Source organism: Paenibacillus sp. SSG-1 (assembly GCF_002224835.1).
GTDB lineage: Bacteria > Bacillota > Bacilli > Paenibacillales > Paenibacillaceae > Paenibacillus_AQ > Paenibacillus_AQ favisporus.
In genome coordinates this window covers 4,290,706-4,312,475 of the sequence record NZ_MBRK01000001.1, presented here as the reverse complement: position 1 = coordinate 4,312,475, position 21,770 = coordinate 4,290,706, and the positions used below count along the sequence as shown (strand labels likewise).

Here is a 21,770-nt window from a genome sequence, read left to right as displayed (position 1 = left end):
AATAATATTTTAAATGTAAAAAATATGTAATTAGACTTTCTCATACGAAAGAGAAAGAAGAGGCTTGACTGTTTTCGTCGAATAATAAGGTCTTCCGCCTCTGGCAGCCTCTGTTTCATCATCTTTAATGGGCATTCCAATTCATAGTTCAATAGAATTATGAGGTTTAGGAAAAAAGTTATAAAAAAATTGCCAAAAAAGCAAAGGTTCGAGATGTAAAATGTCGAAGAATAAAGTAGGCATTCGTTTTTTAAACTTACATACGACGTAATGCAAGAAATTGAAACGGCGGTGAGTGAGAGTGGGATGGATTCGAAAGAAAGATATGGGGGAAGAAAAACAGAAACAGAATAGCTCCAGCTCAAAGGAGCGAAGCGGCAGCAAGCGGAAGGCTTCAGCAGCATCAGGAGGGCCGGGAGATCCGAAAAAGCCGTCACGGTTCGCCAGCCTGCCGGGCATCAGCGGGGCACAGCTGCAAAATTTAAACCCGTTCAAGTCGGTGGGCGTGAAGCTGTTCCTGATTTTTTTCGTGGCGATAGCGGCGATCGTGCTGACCCTGGGTCTAACATCCTATAGCAAAGCCAAAAGCACCATCAAGAACAATACGGCGCTGGCGAACAGCCAGACGATCCAGCAAACTCAGGAAAAATTGGATATCATTCTGAAGCAGTATGAAGATATGGCGATGCAGATGTTTTTTGATCCGGAAATGCAGAGCGTCATCGACGAGCTGGCACGGAACCGGCAGGATGAATACCAGAATTTCGTGCTTACGGATCAGATCAATAAAAAATTGTCAAACCAGCTGAACAGCAACTCTTCGATCAAAGCGATTTATCTGGTTCCGCCCGAAGAGTCGCAGCGGATCATCTCTTCCGGTTCAGGCGGCCTGGACATCAATACGATCCGCGAAGTCGACTGGTTTAAAAATGCGAAGAAAACAAATCAGACATCATGGGTTCCTTCTTCAAAGGGTAAGGATGGAAGCGTTTCCTTCGAGCTGGTCCGCTCGCTGCAGAGCTTGTCCCGCGGCGGAGCCTACGTCATTATCGTGGAGCTTAAGACCGACGTCATCGAAAACCAGCTCAACGGAATCAGCCTGGGTGACGGAAGCAAGCTGCAGGTGGGCGACGCGAACGGTCAAGTCGTTGCCTCTACCGTGAACAGTGAAGCAGGAACCAAAGCCACACTTTCGTTCATGCAGGGACAGACAGAACCGGCCAAGACCCTGGAAACGCAGGATAACGAAGGGAATGAAATCCTTGCCGTATACAACACCCTCGAGACGACAGGTTGGAGGCTGGTCGGAACCGTTCCGGTCGAAATGCTGGTCAAGGACGCTAAGGGAATTCTGGTTTTGACCATGGGAATGGCCGTTGGAGCGATTGTGGTCGCCATCCTGATCGGGTTCTGGATGGCCCGCATGATCGCAACTCCGCTCAGCAAGCTGAAGGATCTGATGCTGGAGGGAGCCAAGGGCAACCTGAACGTGCGGACGCAGCATAAGTCCAAGGATGAAATCGGCCAGCTGGGACAGGCTTTCAATCTGATGGTGGACCAAATTACGAAGCTTGTTCAGCAGACCAATACGACGGCCCAGCTCGTGCTTGAAACGGCGGGCGAGTTGACTGATGCTTCCAAGAAGACGGCGATCTCGGCCAAAGAAATTGCCATTGCGACCGAGGAAATCGCCAACGGGGCAAGCAGTCTGGCTACCGAGGCGGAGCGCGGAAACGAGATGACCGAGCATATGGCCAAGCAGATGGGATTGGTGATCACGGCCAATGAGGAAATGGGCAGCGCCGCGCGGCATGTTGAACAATCCAGCCAGTACGGAACCAAACAGCTGAACGAGCTGCTGGACAAAACGCATCAAACGGAAGAAATGACGCGTGAGCTGATGCACAAGGTGGATGCCTTGAAGCAGACGGCAAGCTCTGTCAACAAAGTGCTGGTCGTGCTGCAAAATATTACGAAGCAGACGAATATTCTGTCCCTGAACGCAACGATCGAAGCGGCGCGTGCCGGGGCGGCCGGACGAGGCTTCATGGTCGTGGCAGACGAAATTCGCCAGCTTGCGGACCAGTCCAGACAATCGATTGACATGGTAGGGCAGATCACCGGTCAAATCATGTCCGAGATGAATGAAACGGTCGAAGCGCTGTCGGACGCTTATCCGCTGTTCCAGCACCAAATGACTGCGGTGAAAGAAACGAACGAAATTTTCGTATCGGTTCAGGAACAGATGGGCGATTTCACGCAGCGGCTGCAATCCGTAACCGAGTCGATATCGGCGCTGCATGATTCGCACAGCGTTCTTTCGGAAGGCATGAGCAACGTCAGCGCGGTCGCAGAGGAATCCTCGGCGACCTCCGAAGAAGTCGCCTCGCTCAGCAATGAGCAGCAAAGCGTGGGCGATCATCTCGTTGAGCTCTCCGCCAAGCTGGAAAATGTATCGATACAGCTGAAGGAATCGCTGTCCCGGTTTACGCTGAACTAAAGGAAGCTTAAGGAAGCATAATAAGGAAGCATGTTCAAAACTTAGCTTTATTCGCATGCAGCAACGTTGGCAGTATAGTGCCAACCCAATAAACAGTTTTCACAGTGAGCCAACGTGTCCTCCGCTCGGGGATGCGTTGGCTTTCTGATTCTCTCCGGGAAATGGGCTGGTCTAAGCTTGGCGGGTTGGACATGCCTGCTGAAGGATATACTGAGTGGAAAAGGCATAAAGAGGGGTTCTTCTTGAGCGTAAAACATAAGCAGCGCATTTTTTATGTGCTGGTCATCCTTTCGTTTATGATGACGGTACTCATATTGAGGTTAGCCTACATCCAGCTCGTTATGAGGGTGTCGGAGCTGCCCGGAAGCCGGTTTACGATGCAGGAAATGTCGGTGCTGCAGCGGGAGCGAGGCGTGGTTTTGGACTCCGGGCGGGGCAAGTTTTATGACAGAAACGGCGAGCCCTTAACAGGGAAGACGGTTTCCGCCGCCGTGCTGTTCCCGGTTTCCGGCTCCATCCGGCAAGAGGCGAAGGACAAGCTGAATGCGGTCACCCGGGTCCTGAAGACGGATCAGGCCGCCTTCCTGAAGGTATGGGACCACTTGAGCGTCCCTCTCGTGTGGCCGGACTCCCGCAAGAGCGATCCGCTGGCGTTGAAGGACAGCGAAGCGAAACAGGTAAGGACGGCCGGAATCAGCGGCATCGAAGTGCTGCCGTATACTAAGCGGTATGAGGATGCTTCCAGCGGGATGCAGTGGCTCGGCTATTTAACGGAGCAGCCTGGGCAGAAGCATCTGATCCACACGGGATATGCCTTCCAGGAAGGGGCGGCAGGGCTGGAAAAGACGCTGGAGCCGCTTCTGCGCGGGATGGGTCCGACGACCGCCTATTATACCGTCGATGGAAGCGATCAGCCCATTCCGGGTACGGGCATCCGGATTAAAGGACCGGGTAACGCCTATTATCCGCTCAAATTCCGCACCACGGTGGACCTGGAGCTGCAGCGGCAGATCGAGCAGCTGGCCAAGGAATCGGGGATGAAGGAGGGAGCCGTTGTCCTCCTTGATGCACAGACGGCCGATGTGGTGGCCATGGTATCGCTGCCGTTCTACAATCCCTTGGACGTCCATCCGCAGCAAAGGGCATGGAATAACCGCGCTTTGCAGGCAGCCGTGCCTGGTTCCATATTCAAAACGGTCATCGCGGCAGCGGCGCTGGAGGCAGGCGTCACTACTCCGGGTGAAACCTTTACGTGCACCGGCGCATACGGTAAATATGGACTTTCCTGCCCCAAAGAGCATGGCGTGATTACCCTCGCTGAGGCTTATGCTGAATCGTGCAACGCCGTGTTTGCCGAACTGGCGGAGCGGCTGACAGCGGGCGAAATCGAAGCGGCCGCTCATAAGCTGGGCCTGGCCAGAACGGTGGGCTGGGAGGAAAAGGACATCCTTGGCCTGCCTCTTCTGCGCCCGTTCGATCATGAGGACAGCGGAAAAATCTTTGCCGATCCGGATAAGGCCGACAGGGACGGGGGGATCCGCGCACAGACCGGCATCGGTCAGCGCGATGTACAGGTGACCCCGCTGCAGGCCGCCAACATGATCGTGACGCTTCTTCAGCAGGGACAAGTCCACGCGCCACGAATTCTGGAGAGCGTCTCGTATGCGAACGGCCAGCTGATGAAAGAGCTGAAGCCCCATTTGGCCCCATCGTCCCTTGGTACCGTCCAGCCGGCAACTGCGGATTTGATTACCGGTTGGATGGAGAAGGTGGTCACCGAAGGAACGGGTCGGTCGATCCGCGGCACGGCATGGCCGCTTGCCGGCAAATCGGGAACGGCCCAGGTGACCATAAACGGGCAGCCGCGTAATCATCAGTGGTTCATCGGGTACGGACCCGTGAACCAACCGAAATACGCGGCTGCAGTACTGTATCAAAATATGTCGCCGTCCTCCCGGAACCAGGCGACGGTGCTGTTCGGACGCATTATGAACCTGCTTGCGGCTCATCCGGCGGCGTAGCATCCGGCGTGCGGGTGGTCATATCAAACGGCGAGACGTCGAACTCTTCCTTCGGAAGGCGGATCCAGCTCTGCAAATATCCCTGCTGGAGCAGTTCCTTGATCAGGATCAGCAGCACGGGAGAGAGGATCAGTCCGGCGATGCCAAAGATCGACAGGGAGATGATCATGAACGAGAGCATCAGGAAAGCCGACGACACGCCGATCGAATTGCCCGTAATCCGCGGTTCGAGCAGCTGGCGGGTGAGAAGCACCACGACGAGAAGGACGGAAAGGCCGATCGCCAGACTGAGATTGCCGACAATAAACAAATAAATGATCCATGGGATCAGGATAACCGGAACCCCGACGAGCGGCAGAATATCAAATACGGCACAAACCAAGGCTAGTGCAAGCTCGTTGCCTGTGCGCAGAATCAACAGCCCGGCATATACGAGCACGAGGGTGATGAGCACCATGATCAGCTGGGCCTTGATGTAGGAGCCGATGGCTTTCAGGACATATGTCTTCAGAAATGTATAGGCGTTCTTCAGCGTCTTCGGCGACTTGTCCCGCATCACTTTTCTCCAGCTGCCGATTTCGGTGCTGAGGAAAAACGCCAGGATGATCGCGATGCCGAAGTTGCCCATAAAGGACGAGAACGAACTGAACAGTCCGACCATATATTTAAAGAAAGCGGTGGCCCACCCGCTGGCATAATCCGTTAACGTTGTAAAATACTCGTTCATTTTTGCAGTGACATTTGGCGGCAGGGCTGCGATTTTTTCCTGAAGAAATTGCGTCAGCTTGGTAAATTCCGTTTGAATCATATGCGTGTATTTGGGCAAATTATCTTGGACCTGGGCGAACTGGGAAACGACGATCAGTCCGACCCCGAACAGGATCCCCAGGATCACCAAAATAAACACCAGTACGGAAATGGCGGAAGCGAACGGTTTGGGCATGCCCCTCTTGTGCAAAAACTTGGCCAGCGGTTCGATCATAAAGAAAACGACGAAGGATAAAAATACGGGCGCGGCGATTTGGTACAGCTTGCTGAATATGTACATGACGAGGAAAACGGTAAGTACGATGAACCCGATATCCACAAAGGTTCGCCAGTATTTTTTGTACAGTGGAAGCATCGCGGGCGGATCTCTCCTTTTCACAACAGATTATTTTTCATTGTACACGATTTATAAAAAAACGCCTATTTCTTCAGTCACTGTGATAAAATAAGAGGTAGCGATTTTTATAGGGTGCCTATGAAAATTAAAGTTATCAAATAACACATGCCTTTCGGCAAGTCAAAGTCAATACAGAGAAAAGTGGGGATATGACATGCAGACTTTGCTGCTTTGGTTATTTTACATCTCATCGTTTTACGCGTTTATTCCCGGCTTGATCACCCGGATATTCGGTTTCCGCGTATTTCGCAGAGGGATCACGGAGCATGAATACGCGCTGACCTTCGATGACGGTCCCGATTCGGTGTACACTCCGAAATTGCTGGACCTGCTGAAAAGATACAACGCCAAGGCCACCTTCTTCGTCGTCGGCTCGCACGCGGAGCAGCATCCCGAAATCGTCAAGCGAATCTATGACGAAGGCCATCTGATCGGCATTCATAATTATGTCCATAAATCGAACTGGCTCATGCGGCCGGGAACGGTCAAGAAACAGATTATGAAGACCGACAAGGTTATTCATACGATTACCGGGGAGCGCAGTTCTTATTACCGTCCGCCGTGGGGAATCGTGAACCTGTTCGATTTTGCCAAGCGAAGTCAGTTCAAGATCGTCCTGTGGTCGTCCATGTTCGGCGACTGGCGGGAACGCATCGGCGCGGACCGGCTGACCGAGCGGATGCTGAACAAGCTTCAGCCCGGAGAAGTGATGCTGCTGCATGATTGCGGCCTCACCGCCGGAGCCAACCCGGACGCGCCGCAGCAGATGCTGATTGCTTTGGAGCGGGTGCTGGAGGAAGCGGAGCGCCGCGGAATGAAAGCCATCCGGATCGACGAGATGATCGAAGCGAAGGAGAAAGCGCCGGAGCGAAAGCTGCCGCGGCTGAAACGGGCTTCGGTCAAAGTTTGGCTGCTGTGGGAAACGCTGTTTCATGCGATGTTCCGGTTGAAATCAATCCGGCCTTATGATCCGTTCATCCATTACCGGCTGCGCACCTATAAGGGACAAACGGTGGAGATGAATGACGGCGCAACGCTGTCCAAGGGAGATAAAGTGATCGAGCTGCACTTCGATAACGAGAAGCTGTTCCGGCTCGGTGTCCGGTCCAGATCGATGGTGCACCTGGCCATCCAGATGATCCGCGCCACCGAAGATCAGTTCCCGGAACTTGCCCGGATCATCCTGAGCGACCCTGAACTGCAGCAGGCGAAGGCCATATACGGAATCACGATGATTAACCGGGGGCCAAAGAACTTCGGCTTCAAAATCGTCGATTTGAAAGACGGCTTATTCGCTAGATCGACGACGATGTATTTGAAGTTCCTGCTGCGGATCATTAATCCGTCCGGACAGGAACGGCTGAAGGACCATGCGGAACAGATGGTTCCGAAACTGCTGGTCATGTCTGTTGCTCAGCTAATCGAGCGGTTTTCCGAGAGCGGATCTCACCGCCGGCAGCAAGTGAAGGAGCCGTCCGATCCGCAAGAGGAGAAGAAGGGCGAGCTGCTTGACCTGAATCTGGTTGCTTCGTCGCAGGGTATCGGCAGCACGCCGCCTGCTATGTAAATCAAACAGCACTTATACGAAAATATGGATCGGGGCTGTCCCGGCTGTGGTAAAGACCGCAGCTGGAGACAGCCCTTTTGATGTTGAACCGGAAACCGAATGAAGCAGCCTTACTATTTAAAGTCTTATGCTTTATATAAAAAAGGTGCTTCATAAGTCGGAGTGACTTATGAAGCACCTCGGATGCATCTCACTTCGATGCAGAGTAGATTAGATTTTCATGACGCCGCCTTGGCTGGCGTTGGTGACGAGCTTGGAGTAACGGGCGAGATAGCCTGTTTTCACCTTCGGCTCGAAGCCTTTCCAATGGGTGCGGCGCTCGGCCAGCACTTCGTCGCTGACAAGAAGCTCGATTTTACGGTTGTTCAGGTCGAGCTCGATGATGTCTCCGTCTTCGACGAAGGCGATCGGACCGCCCTCAGCTGCTTCCGGAGAGATGTGGCCGATACTGATCCCGCGGGATGCGCCGGAGAAGCGTCCGTCCGTGATCAGGCCGACTTTGGCTCCAAGGCCCATGCCGACGATTTGGGACGTAGGCGCCAGCATTTCCGGCATGCCTGGGCCGCCTTTAGGTCCTTCGTAACGAATAACGACGACGTGGCCTTCTTTAACCTTGCCGTTTGCGATGCCTTCCAGCGCCTCTTCCTGGGAGTCGAAGCAGATGGCAGGGCCTTTATGATAGCCGCCGACGGATGGATCCACGGCGCCGACTTTGATGATGGATCCTTCCGGAGCCAGGTTGCCGTAGAGCACCGCCAGGCCTCCACGCTCGGAGTATGGCTGGTCGATCGGATGGATGACGTTCTTGTCCTGGATTTCGCAGCCGGTTACGTTCTCGGCCAGCGTCTTGCCGGTAACCGTCATGCAGTCGCCGTACAATGCGCCCGGCTTCTTGAGCAGCTCGTTCAGCACGGCGCTTACGCCGCCTGCGGTATGAACGTCTTCGATGAAGTAATCCGAAGCCGGTGCGAGCTTGGAGATATGCGGCACGCGGTTGGCGACTTCATTGATCCGCTCCAGCGGATAATCGATGCCGGCTTCCTGAGCGAGAGCCAGGGTGTGAAGCACGGTGTTTGTGGAGCCGCCCATGGCCATGTCGAGCGCAAAGGCGTTGTCGATGGATTCCCTGGTCACGATGTCACGCGGCTTCAGGTCCATCTTCACGAGTTCCATCAGCTGGCGTGCAGATTGCTTGACGAACTCTCTGCGTTCTTCGGCTACCGCCAGAATCGTGCCGTTGCCCGGCATTGCCAGTCCAAGGGCTTCCGCCAGACAGTTCATGGAGTTCGCGGTGAACATGCCCGAACAGGAACCGCAGGTAGGACAGCCGTATTGTTCAAGCTCCAGCAGATCGTCGTCGCTGATTTTTCCGACTTGGTGGGCACCGACGCCTTCGAATACGGATGTCAGGGACAGGCGGCGTCCTTTGCTGTCTACGCCGGCCTTCATCGGACCGCCGCTGACGAAGATCGTAGGGATGTTGACGCGCAGCGCGCCCATCAGCATGCCCGGCGTAATTTTGTCACAGTTCGGAATGCAGACCATGCCGTCGAACCAGTGTGCAGAGACGACGGTTTCGAGCGAGTCGGCGATGATTTCGCGGCTCGGCAGGGAATAACGCATGCCGATGTGCCCCATGGCGATGCCGTCATCGACGCCGATCGTGTTGAATTCAAACGGAACGCCTCCGGCTTCGCGGATGGCCTCCTTGACCAATTTGCCGAATTCCTGAAGGTGGACGTGGCCGGGAACGATGTCGATGTATGAGTTGCACACGGCGATAAACGGCTTGCCGAAATCCTCCTCTTTCACGCCCGCCGCGCGGAGCAAGCTGCGGTGAGGCGCGCGGTCAAAGCCCTTCTTGATCATGTCAGAGCGCATTTTATTAGCTGCCATGATGTCTTTTTCCCCCTAACTGTAAGTATCGCGCTTTAGCGCGGTTAACTATGAAAGTGCCCGTATAAAACGAAACGGTTTTAAATGAGTCTATCACAAAATGAAAGCTTTTTCTAGCAATGGTTCGAAAGATTCGGGGAACTTAAGGCCCAGGCAGGCGAACAGGAAAAGGCACCTTCCATTCGCTGGGAATGAAGGTGCCTTTTGGCTTATGTCAATCCATCACTCGTTGTTGGCTGATGGTCAGGCAGGGATTAGTTTTTGCCGCCCTTGCGGCCGATTTCTTTGTAGAACTCCTTGTCGTGAGACTCGGAAGTGGCTTCGCCGCCTTTTTGGCCGATCTCCTGATAGAATTCACGGTCGTGGTTTTTGGAAGTGGCTTCGCCGCCTTTGCGGCCGATTTCCTGATAAAATTCCTTGTCATGATTTTTGGCCGTTGCTTCCCCGCCCATACGACCTGCTTCTTCTCTGCTCATTTTACCGTTATTATCGTTGTTACGTGCCATTTCAAATCACTCCTTGGAAAGTATTTTTGATGGATATAGATTGAACTAAAGTGCACCTCCGGACCCGAAGTCCGTGCCCGCCTTCCGAAGAAGGCGCGGATGACGTTAGCCTTAGCTCACTCTATATTAGTTGCGCGCATCCTTTACTTACCACAGCCCTACTGGAGTGAAACAATTAAATTATGAAATCATTAGTAAATAACTTGCTTGGATACAGCCCCGTCGGAAGGAGGCATATCAGATCAGCCCTAGCGGATAAGCCCGTGGAGAGGAGGAGACAAATACGGCTCCGCTTCTATTGTTACATATTGACAACCCTTCTTCCTCCGCTGACAATAGGGACAGACCAAGTAACGGAAAGGGGAAGAAAACATGCAGGATAGTAACCTACCTGGATCACCCGAGCTTGTCACGTTCGGAGAAAGCATGGGGCTGTTCACGGCGCAGGATTCCCGCGGCCTGGAGTATGCTTCCACCTTACATAAATCCTTTGGCGGAGCGGAGAGCAATGTGGCCATCGGCGTCGCCCGTCTGGGTCACACCTCAGGCTGGTTCGGGGCGCTCGGAAAGGATCCTCTCGGGGATATGATTTACAAGTCAATCCGCGGCGAAGGCGTAGACGTGTCGCAAACGGTCCGCAGTGTTGACGCGCCAACAGGCATGATGATCCGTGAAAATACGGCGGGCCGCACATCGGTGTACTATTACCGGAAAGGCTCCGCGGCAAGCCGGATGCAGCCGGATCAGCTGAATGCTTCCTATATTGCCGGGGCCAAAATGCTGCACGTGACCGGCATTACGGCGGCGATCAGCCCGTCCGGACTGGCCTGCGTCGAAGCGGCTATAGACATCGCCGCGGCAGCCGGCGTCAAAATCAGCTTTGACCCCAATCTCCGCCTAAAGCTGTGGAGCCTGGAAGAGGCGCGGGGCGTGCTGCTGCGTCTGGCCGAAAAGGCGGATTACTTTTTACCGGGCCTCGACGAGCTGAAGCTGCTGTACGATACGGACGATGACGCGGCGATTTTTGCAAGCCTTTCCAAACTGAAAGCCGTATCGATCGTCAAAGGCGGTCCCGACCTGACTTATGTGCTCGAGCAGGGGAACGTAACGGAGGTTCCGTACTTCAAGGCCGATAATGTACTGGATACCGTCGGAGCGGGTGACGGCTTCTGTGCCGGCTTTATCGCCGGGCTATTGAAGGGCGAAAGCGCCGTGGAAGCGACCCGTCTGGGGAATCTAACCGGATCTATGGTTATTCAGGCCGTGGGTGATTGGGAAGCGCTTCCGACCTGGGAGCAGGTCGAGGCGAAGCTCGGCAACAAGGCGCATATCGAGAGATAAGGCGAGAGATGCGTGGGTACTCTGGAAATAGACAACTTTCAGGCTTTTCCATATAATGAACACAAAGGAGCGGTCATTGTGAAAAAAATCCAGCTTTTGCAAAAAATTATCGATAACGGCGTCGTTGCCGTTCTGCGCGGAGATTCGGCCGATCAGGTGTTTGACATGGCTGAGGCGGCGATTGCCGGCGGGATCAAGGTCATCGAGGTTACGCTGACCGTGCCGGGAGCGCTGCATGCGATCGAGAAGCTCAGCCGGATGTACAGCTGGGAGACGAGCGACCCGGACAAATTCGCCATTATCGGAGCGGGAACGGTGCTGGAGCCTCAGACGGCGCGCGCTTCCATCATGGCCGGAGCCCAGTTTGTCGTCGGTCCTTCACTGAATCCCGACACGGTTAAGCTGTGCAATTTGTACCGGGTGCCGATTCTGCCGGGCGTCATGACGATCGCCGAAGTGCAGCAGGCACTCGAGCTCGGGGTCGACATCGTGAAGCTGTTCCCTGGCAGCCTGTACGATCCGTCCATCATCAAGACGATGAAGGGGCCTCTGCCTCAAGCGGACTTTATGCCGACGGGCGGCGTATCGCTGTCCAATCTCGGCGACTGGATCAAAGGCGGGGCGGTGGCTGTGGGCATCGGCTCGGACCTGACCAACGAGGCTGTGAAGACTGGGGATTTAAGCCATGTCCGCACGAAAGCGGAGCAGTACATGGAGGCTTACCGCAAGGCAAAGTCGGAGCTGTAAGCCGGCCGGAATGTTATGAGCGGAATTATTGTATCATAAGTAAAACCCAAGCATTGTGAATCAAACCCGATCGTAACGGGTACTACACCATACAGCCTGCCGTCCCGCATGTGGAGGCGGGCTGGTCCCTTATTCCATATGAAGCGAGAAGCCGCGGATCGGATCAAAAGGACCAACACTTGTGGAGGTGCACCATATCGTGCAGAACATAGATACGCTTGCCTCTTGGATTGAACAAAGCGGCAATATCGTTTTTTTCGGTGGAGCGGGAACGTCGACGGAAAGCGGCATTCCCGACTTCCGTTCCGCCGCCGGGCTGTATCAGACCGAACAGCATCTGCCATACCCGCCGGAGCAAATGCTGAGCCGGTCCTTTTTTATGAAGCTTCCCGAGGTGTTCTTTGATTTTTACCGCAGCAAAATGCTGCATCCCGATGCGGCTCCGAACGGCTGCCACCGGATGCTGGCCAAACTGGAGCAAGCCGGCAAGCTGAAGGCTGTCGTGACCCAGAACATCGACGGATTGCATCAGAAGGCGGGAAGCAAAGAGGTGCTGGAGCTGCACGGTTCGGTTCACCGCAATTACTGCATGGGCTGCGGGGCGTTTTACGACCTGGAGCACATCATGGCGACGAACAAGCTCGTTCCGCGCTGCCCAAGCTGCAGCGGGATCATCAAGCCCGACGTCGTCCTGTATGAGGAGCCGCTGGACCAGCAGGTGCTCTTTGGTGCGGTGGAGGCGATCTCCCAGGCGGATCTGCTCATCATCGGCGGCACCTCCCTGACGGTTCAGCCGGCAGCGGACCTGGTGTCCTATTTTCAAGGAAGCCGCACCGTCCTCCTGAATATGGACCCTACTCCATATGACCGCAAAGCGGATCTGCTGATCGCTGATAAAATCGGCGAAGTGATGGAGCAAGTGGAGCGGAAACTGGGTATTTAATGGGTGGCAGATGTTCATAGCGCGGTAAGCGTGGTAACAGCTTAGTCCATCCCTTTTTTAACAGGAAGGATATCAGCCGGGACCTCCAGCCCGTGTAATCGGTTTCTTGTCAAATGCCTTGCCGAGGATTTATGATGGTTCTAGTAGTCTATTAACCGTGAGAGAGAAGGGCGGATATCAATGGCATATACACCAAGCGAATCACGTTATGAAGAGATGACTTATAACCGCTGTGGCCGTTCGGGACTGAAGCTCCCGGCCATATCGCTGGGACTCTGGCATAATTTTGGCGGAATCAATACGTACGAAAATGCGCGGAACATGGTCACCCGCTCGTTTGATTTAGGAATTACCCACTTTGATCTGGCGAACAACTACGGTCCTCCACCAGGCTCGGCGGAAGAAACGTTTAGCCGGATTCTGGCCCAAGATCTGAAGAGCCACCGGGATGAATTGATTATCTCGTCCAAAGCCGGGTATTACATGTGGCCCGGTCCTTACGGGGAGTGGGGATCACGCAAGTATCTTGTCTCCAGCCTGGATCAAAGCTTAAAGCGGATGGGTCTCGATTATGTCGACATTTTTTATTCGCACCGCTTTGACCCGGATACTCCACTGGAAGAAACAATGATGGCGCTTGACCATATTGTGCGCTCCGGTAAAGCGCTGTACGTCGGCATTTCGAATTATTCGGCGGAGCAGACGGCGGAAGCCGCCGCAATCCTGAAGCAGCTGGGAACGCCGCTCTTGATCCACCAACCAAGCTATTCCATGCTGAACCGCTGGATCGAGAACGGCCTGCAGGACGTGCTGGATGAGCAGGGGATCGGCACGATTGCCTTTACCCCGCTGGCTCAAGGGCTGCTGACGAACAAATACCTGAACGGCATTCCGGAAGATTCGCGTGCCGCGAGCCCGTCGGTCTTCCTGAACGAGAGCAACATTACGCCGGATGTGCTTCGCAAAATCCGGGCGCTGAACCAGCTTGCGGCCGCTCGCGGCCAAAGCCTGGCCCAGCTGGCGCTGGCCTGGGTGCTGCGCGGAGGGCGCGTGACTTCAGCCCTGATCGGAGCCAGCCGTGTCAGCCAGATCGAAGACAACGTGGCTGCACTGAAGAATCAGGAATTCAGCAAGGAAGAGCTTGACCGGATCGAGGCGATTTTGAAAACGGAAAGCGAATCCTGATCCTGTGTATATATCCTGTGATTCGATGAGAGGCAAATTCCGGTGACGGAAACTTAAGTCCATATTAGCGACCATCCTCGATTAACCCGTTAACACGGATAACTCGATTGCGGTTGACCTTGGGCGTATATCAGGTGTATGACCGGCCTGGACTAAACTTACGCACATCTTAGGTGCAATAACTCTCTTGTCTGGCCCTTAGGCGGAATAACCCGCTTGTCATGGGCCTAACACACAATAACCCGCTTGTCTGCCAGAGGGCAGGGCATGCGGGTTATTGTGTGCCTGGCGCTTAGGATCCGCGCTGCGAGTCCGGCCGGGCGGAAGCGACGAGGTCCGGAGCCGTTACGACGGCGCGGTACGCCGTCGGGGACTGCCCGCACAGCCGCTTGAACTGGCGGGAAAAATACAGAGCGTCCGTCAGCCCGACGGAGGCTGCCACCTGCTCGATCGACAGCTCCGGCCGTTCGCGCAGCAGCTGGCGCGACTTATCGATGCGGAGCTTAAGCAAATAGGTCACCGGCGAGCATCCGGTTTCTTTCTTGAAAATCCGCGAAAGATAAGCCCGGTTATAGCCGAGGCTGTCGCACATTTGCTCAATGGAGACCGGATGGGCGTACTGTGCCGACATGTAGTGGATCATCTGCTTGACGGTCCGCTGCACCTGCGATTCCGTTCCCGTCAGCCGGGAATGGCTGGACAGGATATTCTGCGCTTCCGAGAAGATCAGGTACAGATAGCCAAGCGACGCCAGATCGGCGCTTTCCTGCTTCGTATAGAACGCTTCCTGCATCCGTTCAATAGAGCCGGGGATCATGGTGTCCCCGTCGGTAAAAAGCACCGGATGCAGCGGGTCGAAGCCGGCGTTCACCAGGAGACCCTGCGCCTCTCTGCCGGAGAAGGCGGTCCAGCGGTAGCGCCAAGGCTCGCCGGCGTCGGAGGCGTAGCTGACCAGCTGGCCGGGGTGAATGAGGAAGCAGCTCCCTTGTCCGAGCTCATAGGTGCGCTGCTCGGTTCGAAACGTCCCTTTTCCCTCTTCTACATAATGAAGCAGATAGTAATCATAAATTTTTGGCCCGACGGCATGCACAGGCCTGGTCTGGCTCTCTCCCGCAAACAGCACGTGCAGCGGGCCGTCGTCATGATAGACGGGGTTTGAAGCAACGGAGTAGGTCTCCTGCGGAATCATGGATTCATCGATCCTTTCACAACCATCAAAATAAATGCGGTCCTTCTTACACCATTATATTCTCCAAGGTCACATAAATCCATATCGAGTCAACATAATTGCATTAACGCGGACAGGAAGTCCTTTTATAATGAAAGAGCAGAACCATAAGGAAAGGATGGGTGCATATCCCTATGACATCGGAAACTTTATTACAGCAATTCATGACGAAATACGGTGACAGCAGCGAGGAAGTACGTGTGTTTCATGCTCCGGGCCGGGTTAACCTGATCGGGGAGCATATCGATTATAACGGAGGTTACGTCCTTCCCGCAGCGCTGGAGTTTGGCACGACGCTGCTCATTCGGGAGCGCGGGGACGATGTGATTCAGCTGGCCTCCACAAATTTGCCTTATGAATACAAACTAGCCGTCAAGGAAATCGGCAGCCACAAAACGGGCGAGTGGGTGGACTATGCCGTCGGCGTCATGGTCGAGAACGCCAATATCGGCTGTCCGGTTACGAAAGGCTATGACATCCTCTATCACGGCGATATTCCGAACGGCGCCGGATTGTCTTCTTCCGCCTCGATCGAAGTGGTCACTTCGTATGCGCTGCAGTCGATGGAAGGGTGCCGTACGGATACGGTGCAGATTGCGCTCCTGTCGCAAAAGGCCGAAAACCAGTACGTCGGCGTCAACTGCGGCATCATGGACCAGTTTGCCGTCGCGAACGGAAAGAAGGACCACGCGATCCTGCTCATGTGCGACACGCTGGAATACAAGCATGTTCCGTTCCAGACCGGGGTCTACAAGCTGGTGATCAGCAATACGAACAAGCGCAGAGGCCTGGTGGATTCGGCTTACAACGAACGCCGCTCGCAGTGCGAAACCGCCTTGGCCCAGCTTCAGGCAAAGATGCCTTCGCTTCAGTATTTGGCCGGCCTGACGCCCGATCAGTTCGAATCGCTGAAGGATGCTATCGCCGATGAGACGGTCGTAAGACGTGCCCGGCACGTGGTCGAAGAAAACCAGCGCGTGCTGGATTCCGTGGAAGCGTTGAAGCAGAACGATTTGCATACCTTCGGACAGCTGATGAACGCTTCGCACGCATCGCTGCGTGACCTGTACGAGGTCAGCTGCGATGAGCTGGACGTTATGGTCGAAGAAGCGCAGCGGATCGAAGGCACGCTGGGCTCGCGGATGACCGGAGCTGGCTTTGGCGGCTGCACCGTGTCGCTCGTGCATGAAGATGCGGTGGAACGGTTCATTCAGCAGGTCGGCGAAGCGTATCAGGCGAGAACGGGCCTCAAGGCCGATTTCTATGTGTGCAGCGCAGGCGACGGAGTCAAAGAACTGAAGGGGGATCACTAACATGGCTATTCTCGTAACGGGTGGAGCAGGATATATCGGGTCGCATACGGTAGCGGCTCTTCTGGAGCGCGGCGAGGAAGTAGTCGTGCTGGACAATTTGCAAACGGGGCACCGCGGGGCGCTGCTCGGCGGCAAGCTGTACGAAGGAGATTTGCGGGACAAGGAGCTGCTGGCGAAGCTGTTCGCCGAGAACGAGATCGACGCGGTGATCCATTTCGCGGCGAATTCCCTCGTGGGCGAAAGTATGCAGAAGCCGGTGAAGTACTATGATAACAACGTCTACGGCACGCTCTGCCTGCTGGAAGCGATGGACGCGGCGAACGTGCGCCGGATCGTCTTTTCCTCCACAGCAGCGACTTACGGTGAACCTGAACGGGTGCCGATTGTCGAGAGCGACCGTACGCAGCCTACGAACGTGTACGGGGAGACCAAATTGATGATGGAGCGTATGATGTCCTGGTTCGACCAGGTGCTCGGCATCAAATACGTAGCCTTGCGTTATTTCAATGCGGCAGGGGCCCATGACAGCGGCAAAATCGGCGAGGACCACCGTCCCGAAAGCCATCTCATTCCGCTGGTGCTGCAAACCGCGCTGAAGCAGCGCGAGAGCATTGCCGTCTTCGGCGACGACTATCCGACGGCGGACGGATCCTGCGTCAGAGACTACATCCACGTGAGCGACCTGGCGGACGCGCACTTGCGGGCGGTCGATTATTTGCGCAAGGGCGAGGCCAGCAACGTGTTTAACCTGGGGATCGGGGAAGGCTTCTCCGTGAAGGAAGTCATTGAGACGGCCAAGAAAGTCACTGGGCTGGACATTCCGGTCGTCGTGCAGGCCCGCCGAGCCGGCGATCCCGCTGTGCTTGTTGCATCTTCTGAAAAAGCCCGAACCGTGCTCGGATGGAACCCTTCGCGCACCAAGCTGGAGGACATTATCGAGAGCGCCTGGAGCTGGCATCAAAGCCATCCTGACGGATACGGCAAAGAATAAGGGGGAAGCGCATTGAATTCACAAACCGACACCACGAATCCCTTGAAAGAGCAAGCCTTGCAGGCGATCGACCGCCTCGTGCGTTTCGCCTTGGATCACCGGCTCATTCAGGCTGAAGACGCCGACTACAGCCGCAACCTGCTGCTGGATATGTTCGGCGCAAGCGAGCCTTCGCTGAACGAAGCTGAGCAGGAGGCCGGGGACAGCCCGCAGCCGATGATCGACACGCTGCTGGATTACGCGTTTGAGATCGGACTGATGCCGGAAAACACCGACACCTACCGCGACCTGCTCGACGCCAAAATCATGGGCCTGCTCATGGCGCGGCCTTCGGAAGTGATTGCGGAGTTTGAGCGTACGGCACGGGAGCAGGGAATCGAAGCGGCGACCGACCGGTTTTACCGGCTGTCGATCGATTCGAACTACATCCGGATGGACCGGGTCAGCAAAAACGTATACTGGACGTACCCGTCGGAATACGGCGACATCGAAATGACCATCAACTTGTCCAAACCGGAGAAAAGTCCGAAGGAAATCGCCATGGCGAAGCTGCTGCCGCCGCCGATCTACCCCAAATGCCAGCTGTGCCGTGAGAATGTGGGTTATGCCGGCCGGGTCAACCATCCCGCACGCCAAAACCTGCGGATCATTCCGCTTGAGATGAACAACGAAAACTGGTTCTTCCAGTATTCGCCTTATGTGTACTACAACGAGCACTGCATCGTGTTCCACCATGATCACGTGCCGATGAAGCTGACGAAGGACAGCCTGCGTCGCCTGCTCGCTTTTGTAGACGTCTTCCCGCATTATTTTATCGGCTCGAATGCCGATCTGCCGATCGTGGGCGGGTCCATTCTAACCCACGATCACTTCCAGGGCGGGCGCCATACGTTCCCGATCCAGAACGCGCCGAAGGAAGCATCCTTCGCTCACCCGCAGTTCCCGGGCGTGACGGCCAGCATCGTCAAATGGCCGATGTCTGTGCTGCGGCTTGCGTCGGCGGACAGTGCCGTCCTGCTGGAATGCGCCGATTCCATCTACGAAGCCTGGAAGCAGTACAGCGATCCGGAAGCCGAGATTTATGCTTTTACAGAAGAAGGCGGGCAGCGGGTGCCGCATAACACGGTGACCCCGATCGTCCATCGGACGCCGGACGGGGCTTACGAAATGGACTTGGTGCTGCGCAACAACCGGACCAGCGAGGAGCATCCGGCGGGGATTTACCACCCGCATGCCGAAATGCACCATATCAAGAAGGAAAACATCGGCCTCATTGAGGTGATGGGCCTGGCGATTCTGCCGGGACGGCTGAAGGAAGAGCTGGATCAGGTCGCGGATATTCTGTCCGGAAACCGCGGGCTGTATGAAGCGCTGCTCCAGGACGACAACCATCCGCTCCAAGTCCACAAACCGTGGATCACCCGCCTGGTGGAAGAACAGGGCATGGAGCGGGACAAAGCTGCCGCCGAAGAATGGGTCCGCGAGGAGGTTGGACGCATTTTCGTGGAGATTTTGGGCCACGCTGGCGTCTACAAACGGACGGAGGCCGGGCAGCAGGCGTTCCGCCGCTTCCTTACTGCGATGGGTTATACCGAGGCGTAATTTCTTATATCCGGGGGATGCGCCCCCTTCCTTACAAACCGCTTATTCCCTGCACGGGAAGGGCGGTTTGTTTCTTCTGCGGCCGGAGGGTTATAATATTTAGGGCAACTCATTACATCATGGAGGCGAATCCGACAATGAAAGCATTTGAATTTCATAACCCGACCAAGCTTATTTTCGGCCAAGGTCAGCTGGATAAATTAAAAACCGAAGTTCCGAAATACGGGAAAAAGGTGCTGCTGGTATACGGCGGCGGAAGCATCAAGCGCTCCGGCCTGTACGACAACGTGCTTGCGCTGCTCAAGGAAATCGGCGCCGAGGTGACCGAACTGGCAGGCGTAGAGCCGAATCCGCGCTTATCAACTGTACATAAAGGGGTGGACCTGTGCCGGACAAAAGGCATTGAGTTGATTCTTGCGGTAGGCGGCGGCAGCGTCCTGGACTGCTCCAAGGCGATTGCGGTCGGCGCCAAATACGACGGCGATATGTGGGACTTTGTGGAACGCAAAGCCGCTCCGCAGGCTGCCCTTCCGCTCGGCACGGTGCTGACGATGGCGGCGACAGGCTCGGAAATGAACGGAGGCTCGGTCATTACGAACGAGCAAACGAAAGAAAAGATGGGCTGGGGCAGCCCGTTTGCCTTCCCGGCATTTTCCATCCTGGATCCGGTGAACACGTATTCCCTGCCGAAAGACCAAACCGTTTACGGCATGGTAGACATGATGTCACACGTGCTGGAGCATTACTTCCACCAGGAGACCAACACGCCGGTTCAGGATGGATTCTGCGAAACGGTCCTTCGTACCGTCATCGAAACCGCGCCGAAGCTGATTAACGATCTGGAAAACTACGAGTACCGTTCTACGATCATGTACTGCGGCACGATGGCGCTGAACGGTGTACTGAACATGGGCATGTCCGGCGACTGGGCGACCCACAACATCGAACACGCCGTATCGGCCGTGTATGACATTCCGCACGGCGGTGGTTTGGCCATCCTGTTCCCGAACTGGATGAAATATAACCTGAGCGTGGATCCAGGCCGCTTCAAGCGCCTTGCCGTCAACGTGTTTAACGTGGATCCGGCCGGCAAGAGCGACGAGCAGGTCGGGGAAGAGGGCATCCAGGCGCTTCGCGATTTCTGGAGCTCCATCGGTGCACCGGCCCGCCTGGCCGATTACGACATCGACGACAGCCAGATCGAAGTGATGGCCGAGAAGTCGGTCCGCTTCGGGCCGTTTGGCAACTTCCGCAAGTTGAACAAGGAAGACGTCATCGAAATTTACAAAATGTCGCTGTAAGCCGATAAGCGTTCCGTCAGCGACCGGAGAGCTGGAATATTCTTCCTTTCTCCGCCAATATAGCCAAGGGGCTTCCCATAAGGTCGATCCGACCCGGGAAAGCCCCTTTTTTCCGTTCCACATCTTTTCCGTGTCGAGGGTTCGGGTTGATGCTGCCCACCCCTAGGTCGCTGAATTCACGGCTTACTTTATACCTCCTGATCCGGCTTGGATCTCTCGGCCTTCCATAGGGTCGGCCTCATGATGGCCCAGTCTCTTTCGGGAGCGTGCCAGCATCACTAAGCCCAGGAGGGCTGTCAGAACGGCAATCATGACCATAGGGCTGTATCGGTTGACCTGATAGAGAGTAGTGCTTGCAATAGGGGCGATAATGGCGGAAATCCCCTGCATGGCTGCAACCATGCCGGCAACGCCTCCTTGCTGTTCATGACTTACCGACAGAGAAGCGCCTGCCATAAATCCGGTCATCATAAGCCCAGCTCCTAAACCAAACACCAAAAACGCCAAATAAAAAAAGGGAAGCTGAATGGCAAAAAGGAATAGGAGCATGCTTGCGACGAGAATCAAAGATCCGAGTGAGATCATCGCCCATGGTCCCCATTTCAGCCATTTGGACTGAACGACTTGTGAGATGAGCATAGCCAGACCCGTAAACATGAGCCCGAAGGAAACGACCCCTGCCAACCGGTCGGACGGGAGACCGAGCTGATCCTGCAAATAAAAACCACCGACGACCTGAATCGTGACGAGCCCGATCATTGTCACCAACGCTGCAAGTAGATAGAGCCGTAAACCGGGTTGGAACGGGCTGACTTTGACGGCCCCACCCCGCAGCGCTGGTTTCGTTGCAGGCATTAGCAGCAGAGTGACGACACAGGCGACAGCTGCCATCGTGATGCCAAAATATAAAGGCCACAATAAACCAATGATGGTGAAGATGCCGGCAACGGCCGGCCCCAAAACAAGCCCAAGCCCATTCGCAGCGCTGATGATCGCCATACCGCTTCCTCTATTTTTCCCCTCCGTTACATCGCCGATATAAGCCTGTGAGGAGGACAGGATGGCCGGAATGAAGAAACCGACCAGGCTGCGGGCACCAATCATAAGAGACAGCAGCAGCCCGCCGCTAAGCCAGTGTTGGAGACCGGCATAAAACACGGCCGTCAACAATAAAGTACTGATGCACATGCCGATAAACCCGATCAGTATAACCGGTTTCCGTCCTTTCGCGTCACTGATATTCCCCCATACCGGAGCCATGACGGCCATCATGACCGATCCGCTGGAAATCAGGATTCCGGAGTAAATTTCCTTGAGCCCTAATTCCCGTATTAGTGAGGGTGTGATTGGAGCAAGAAGCATAAGCCCTAACATCGCTACAAAAACGCTGAAAAAGACGCTTCCCTTTATTTTATTCATTCGCTGCACTCCTTTTCTCAAATGGATCATTTGAGTAGGAGTATA

At 55.1% G+C, this 21,770-nt stretch carries 15 protein-coding genes and 1 pseudogene; 11 read left to right on the top strand and 5 right to left on the bottom strand.

Going from position 1 to position 21,770, the window contains the following annotated elements:
- Nucleotides 1-325 precede the first annotated feature (325 nt).
- Nucleotides 326-2,500, top strand: a complete 2,175-nt coding sequence (locus BCV73_RS19970; RefSeq protein ID WP_089548314.1) for a methyl-accepting chemotaxis protein — start codon at nt 326-328, stop codon at nt 2,498-2,500.
- Between the two features lie 242 nt (nt 2,501-2,742).
- Nucleotides 2,743-4,521, top strand: coding sequence for a peptidoglycan D,D-transpeptidase FtsI family protein (locus tag BCV73_RS19965; RefSeq protein WP_343219915.1), 1,779 nt, complete (start codon nt 2,743-2,745; stop codon nt 4,519-4,521).
- Here BCV73_RS19965 and BCV73_RS19960 read toward each other — a convergent pair.
- Nucleotides 4,487-5,644, bottom strand: coding sequence for an AI-2E family transporter (locus BCV73_RS19960; protein ID WP_076169654.1), 1,158 nt, complete (start codon nt 5,642-5,644; stop codon nt 4,487-4,489). The two genes, BCV73_RS19965 and BCV73_RS19960, sit on opposite strands and share 35 nt — an antisense overlap.
- Before the next feature lie 196 nt (nt 5,645-5,840).
- On the opposite strand from BCV73_RS19960, the gene BCV73_RS19955 reads away from it, so the two are divergent.
- Entirely contained in the window at nt 5,841-7,253 is a 1,413-nt protein-coding gene (locus BCV73_RS19955; RefSeq protein WP_076169655.1) for a polysaccharide deacetylase family protein, read from the top strand.
- Between the two features lie 210 nt (nt 7,254-7,463).
- Here BCV73_RS19955 and ilvD read toward each other — a convergent pair whose 3' ends face one another.
- Together ilvD and BCV73_RS19945 are read right to left on the bottom strand one after the other, a co-directional pair.
- Nucleotides 7,464-9,149 (bottom strand): dihydroxy-acid dehydratase, encoded by a 1,686-nt coding sequence (ilvD, locus tag BCV73_RS19950; protein ID WP_179232034.1) that lies wholly within the window; start codon nt 9,147-9,149, stop codon nt 7,464-7,466.
- Nucleotides 9,150-9,409: 260 nt separating this feature from the next.
- Nucleotides 9,410-9,655: pseudogene (locus BCV73_RS19945) on the bottom strand (KGG domain-containing protein); the annotation flags it as partial.
- Nucleotides 9,656-10,027: 372 nt separating this feature from the next.
- Here BCV73_RS19945 and BCV73_RS19940 point away from each other — a divergent pair.
- The 4 genes from BCV73_RS19940 to mgrA all read left to right on the top strand — a co-directional run bounded on the left by BCV73_RS19940 (nt 10,028) and on the right by mgrA (nt 13,871).
- Nucleotides 10,028-10,996 (top strand): sugar kinase, encoded by a 969-nt coding sequence (locus tag BCV73_RS19940; RefSeq protein WP_076169656.1) that lies wholly within the window; start codon nt 10,028-10,030, stop codon nt 10,994-10,996.
- Between the two features lie 78 nt (nt 10,997-11,074).
- Nucleotides 11,075-11,743 (top strand): bifunctional 2-keto-4-hydroxyglutarate aldolase/2-keto-3-deoxy-6-phosphogluconate aldolase, encoded by a 669-nt coding sequence (locus tag BCV73_RS19935; RefSeq protein ID WP_089550331.1) that lies wholly within the window; start codon nt 11,075-11,077, stop codon nt 11,741-11,743.
- Between the two features lie 199 nt (nt 11,744-11,942).
- Nucleotides 11,943-12,686 carry an NAD-dependent protein deacylase gene (locus BCV73_RS19930; protein ID WP_076169657.1) on the top strand — a complete coding sequence of 248 codons (744 nt, stop codon included), beginning with the start codon at nt 11,943-11,945 and terminating at the stop codon, nt 12,684-12,686.
- Between the two features lie 180 nt (nt 12,687-12,866).
- Nucleotides 12,867-13,871 carry an L-glyceraldehyde 3-phosphate reductase gene (gene mgrA, locus BCV73_RS19925; protein ID WP_089548312.1) on the top strand — a complete coding sequence of 335 codons (1,005 nt, stop codon included), beginning with the start codon at nt 12,867-12,869 and terminating at the stop codon, nt 13,869-13,871.
- Nucleotides 13,872-14,163: 292 nt separating this feature from the next.
- On the opposite strand, the gene BCV73_RS19920 is transcribed toward mgrA, so the two are convergent.
- Entirely contained in the window at nt 14,164-15,060 is an 897-nt protein-coding gene (locus BCV73_RS19920) for an AraC family transcriptional regulator (RefSeq protein WP_076169659.1), read from the bottom strand.
- 173 nt (nt 15,061-15,233) lie between these two features.
- Between BCV73_RS19920 and BCV73_RS19915 the strand changes: the two genes are divergently transcribed.
- The 4 genes from BCV73_RS19915 to BCV73_RS19900 all read left to right on the top strand — a co-directional run bounded on the left by BCV73_RS19915 (nt 15,234) and on the right by BCV73_RS19900 (nt 20,306).
- Nucleotides 15,234-16,412: a galactokinase gene (locus tag BCV73_RS19915; protein WP_089548311.1), complete on the top strand. Its 1,179-nt coding sequence runs from the start codon at nt 15,234-15,236 to the stop codon at nt 16,410-16,412.
- Nucleotide 16,413: 1 nt separating this feature from the next.
- The gene (galE, locus tag BCV73_RS19910) at nt 16,414-17,403 is read left to right on the top strand and encodes a UDP-glucose 4-epimerase GalE (protein ID WP_089548310.1); all 990 of its coding nucleotides are present in this window, start codon (nt 16,414-16,416) and stop codon (nt 17,401-17,403) included.
- 12 nt (nt 17,404-17,415) lie between these two features.
- Nucleotides 17,416-19,005, top strand: coding sequence for a UDP-glucose--hexose-1-phosphate uridylyltransferase (locus tag BCV73_RS19905; RefSeq protein ID WP_089548309.1), 1,590 nt, complete (start codon nt 17,416-17,418; stop codon nt 19,003-19,005).
- 137 nt (nt 19,006-19,142) lie between these two features.
- Nucleotides 19,143-20,306: an iron-containing alcohol dehydrogenase gene (locus BCV73_RS19900; RefSeq protein WP_076169663.1), complete on the top strand. Its 1,164-nt coding sequence runs from the start codon at nt 19,143-19,145 to the stop codon at nt 20,304-20,306.
- Between the two features lie 183 nt (nt 20,307-20,489).
- Here BCV73_RS19900 and BCV73_RS19895 read toward each other — a convergent pair whose 3' ends face one another.
- Entirely contained in the window at nt 20,490-21,725 is a 1,236-nt protein-coding gene (locus BCV73_RS19895; RefSeq protein WP_089548308.1) for an MFS transporter, read from the bottom strand.
- Between the last annotated feature and the right edge of the window lie 45 nt (nt 21,726-21,770).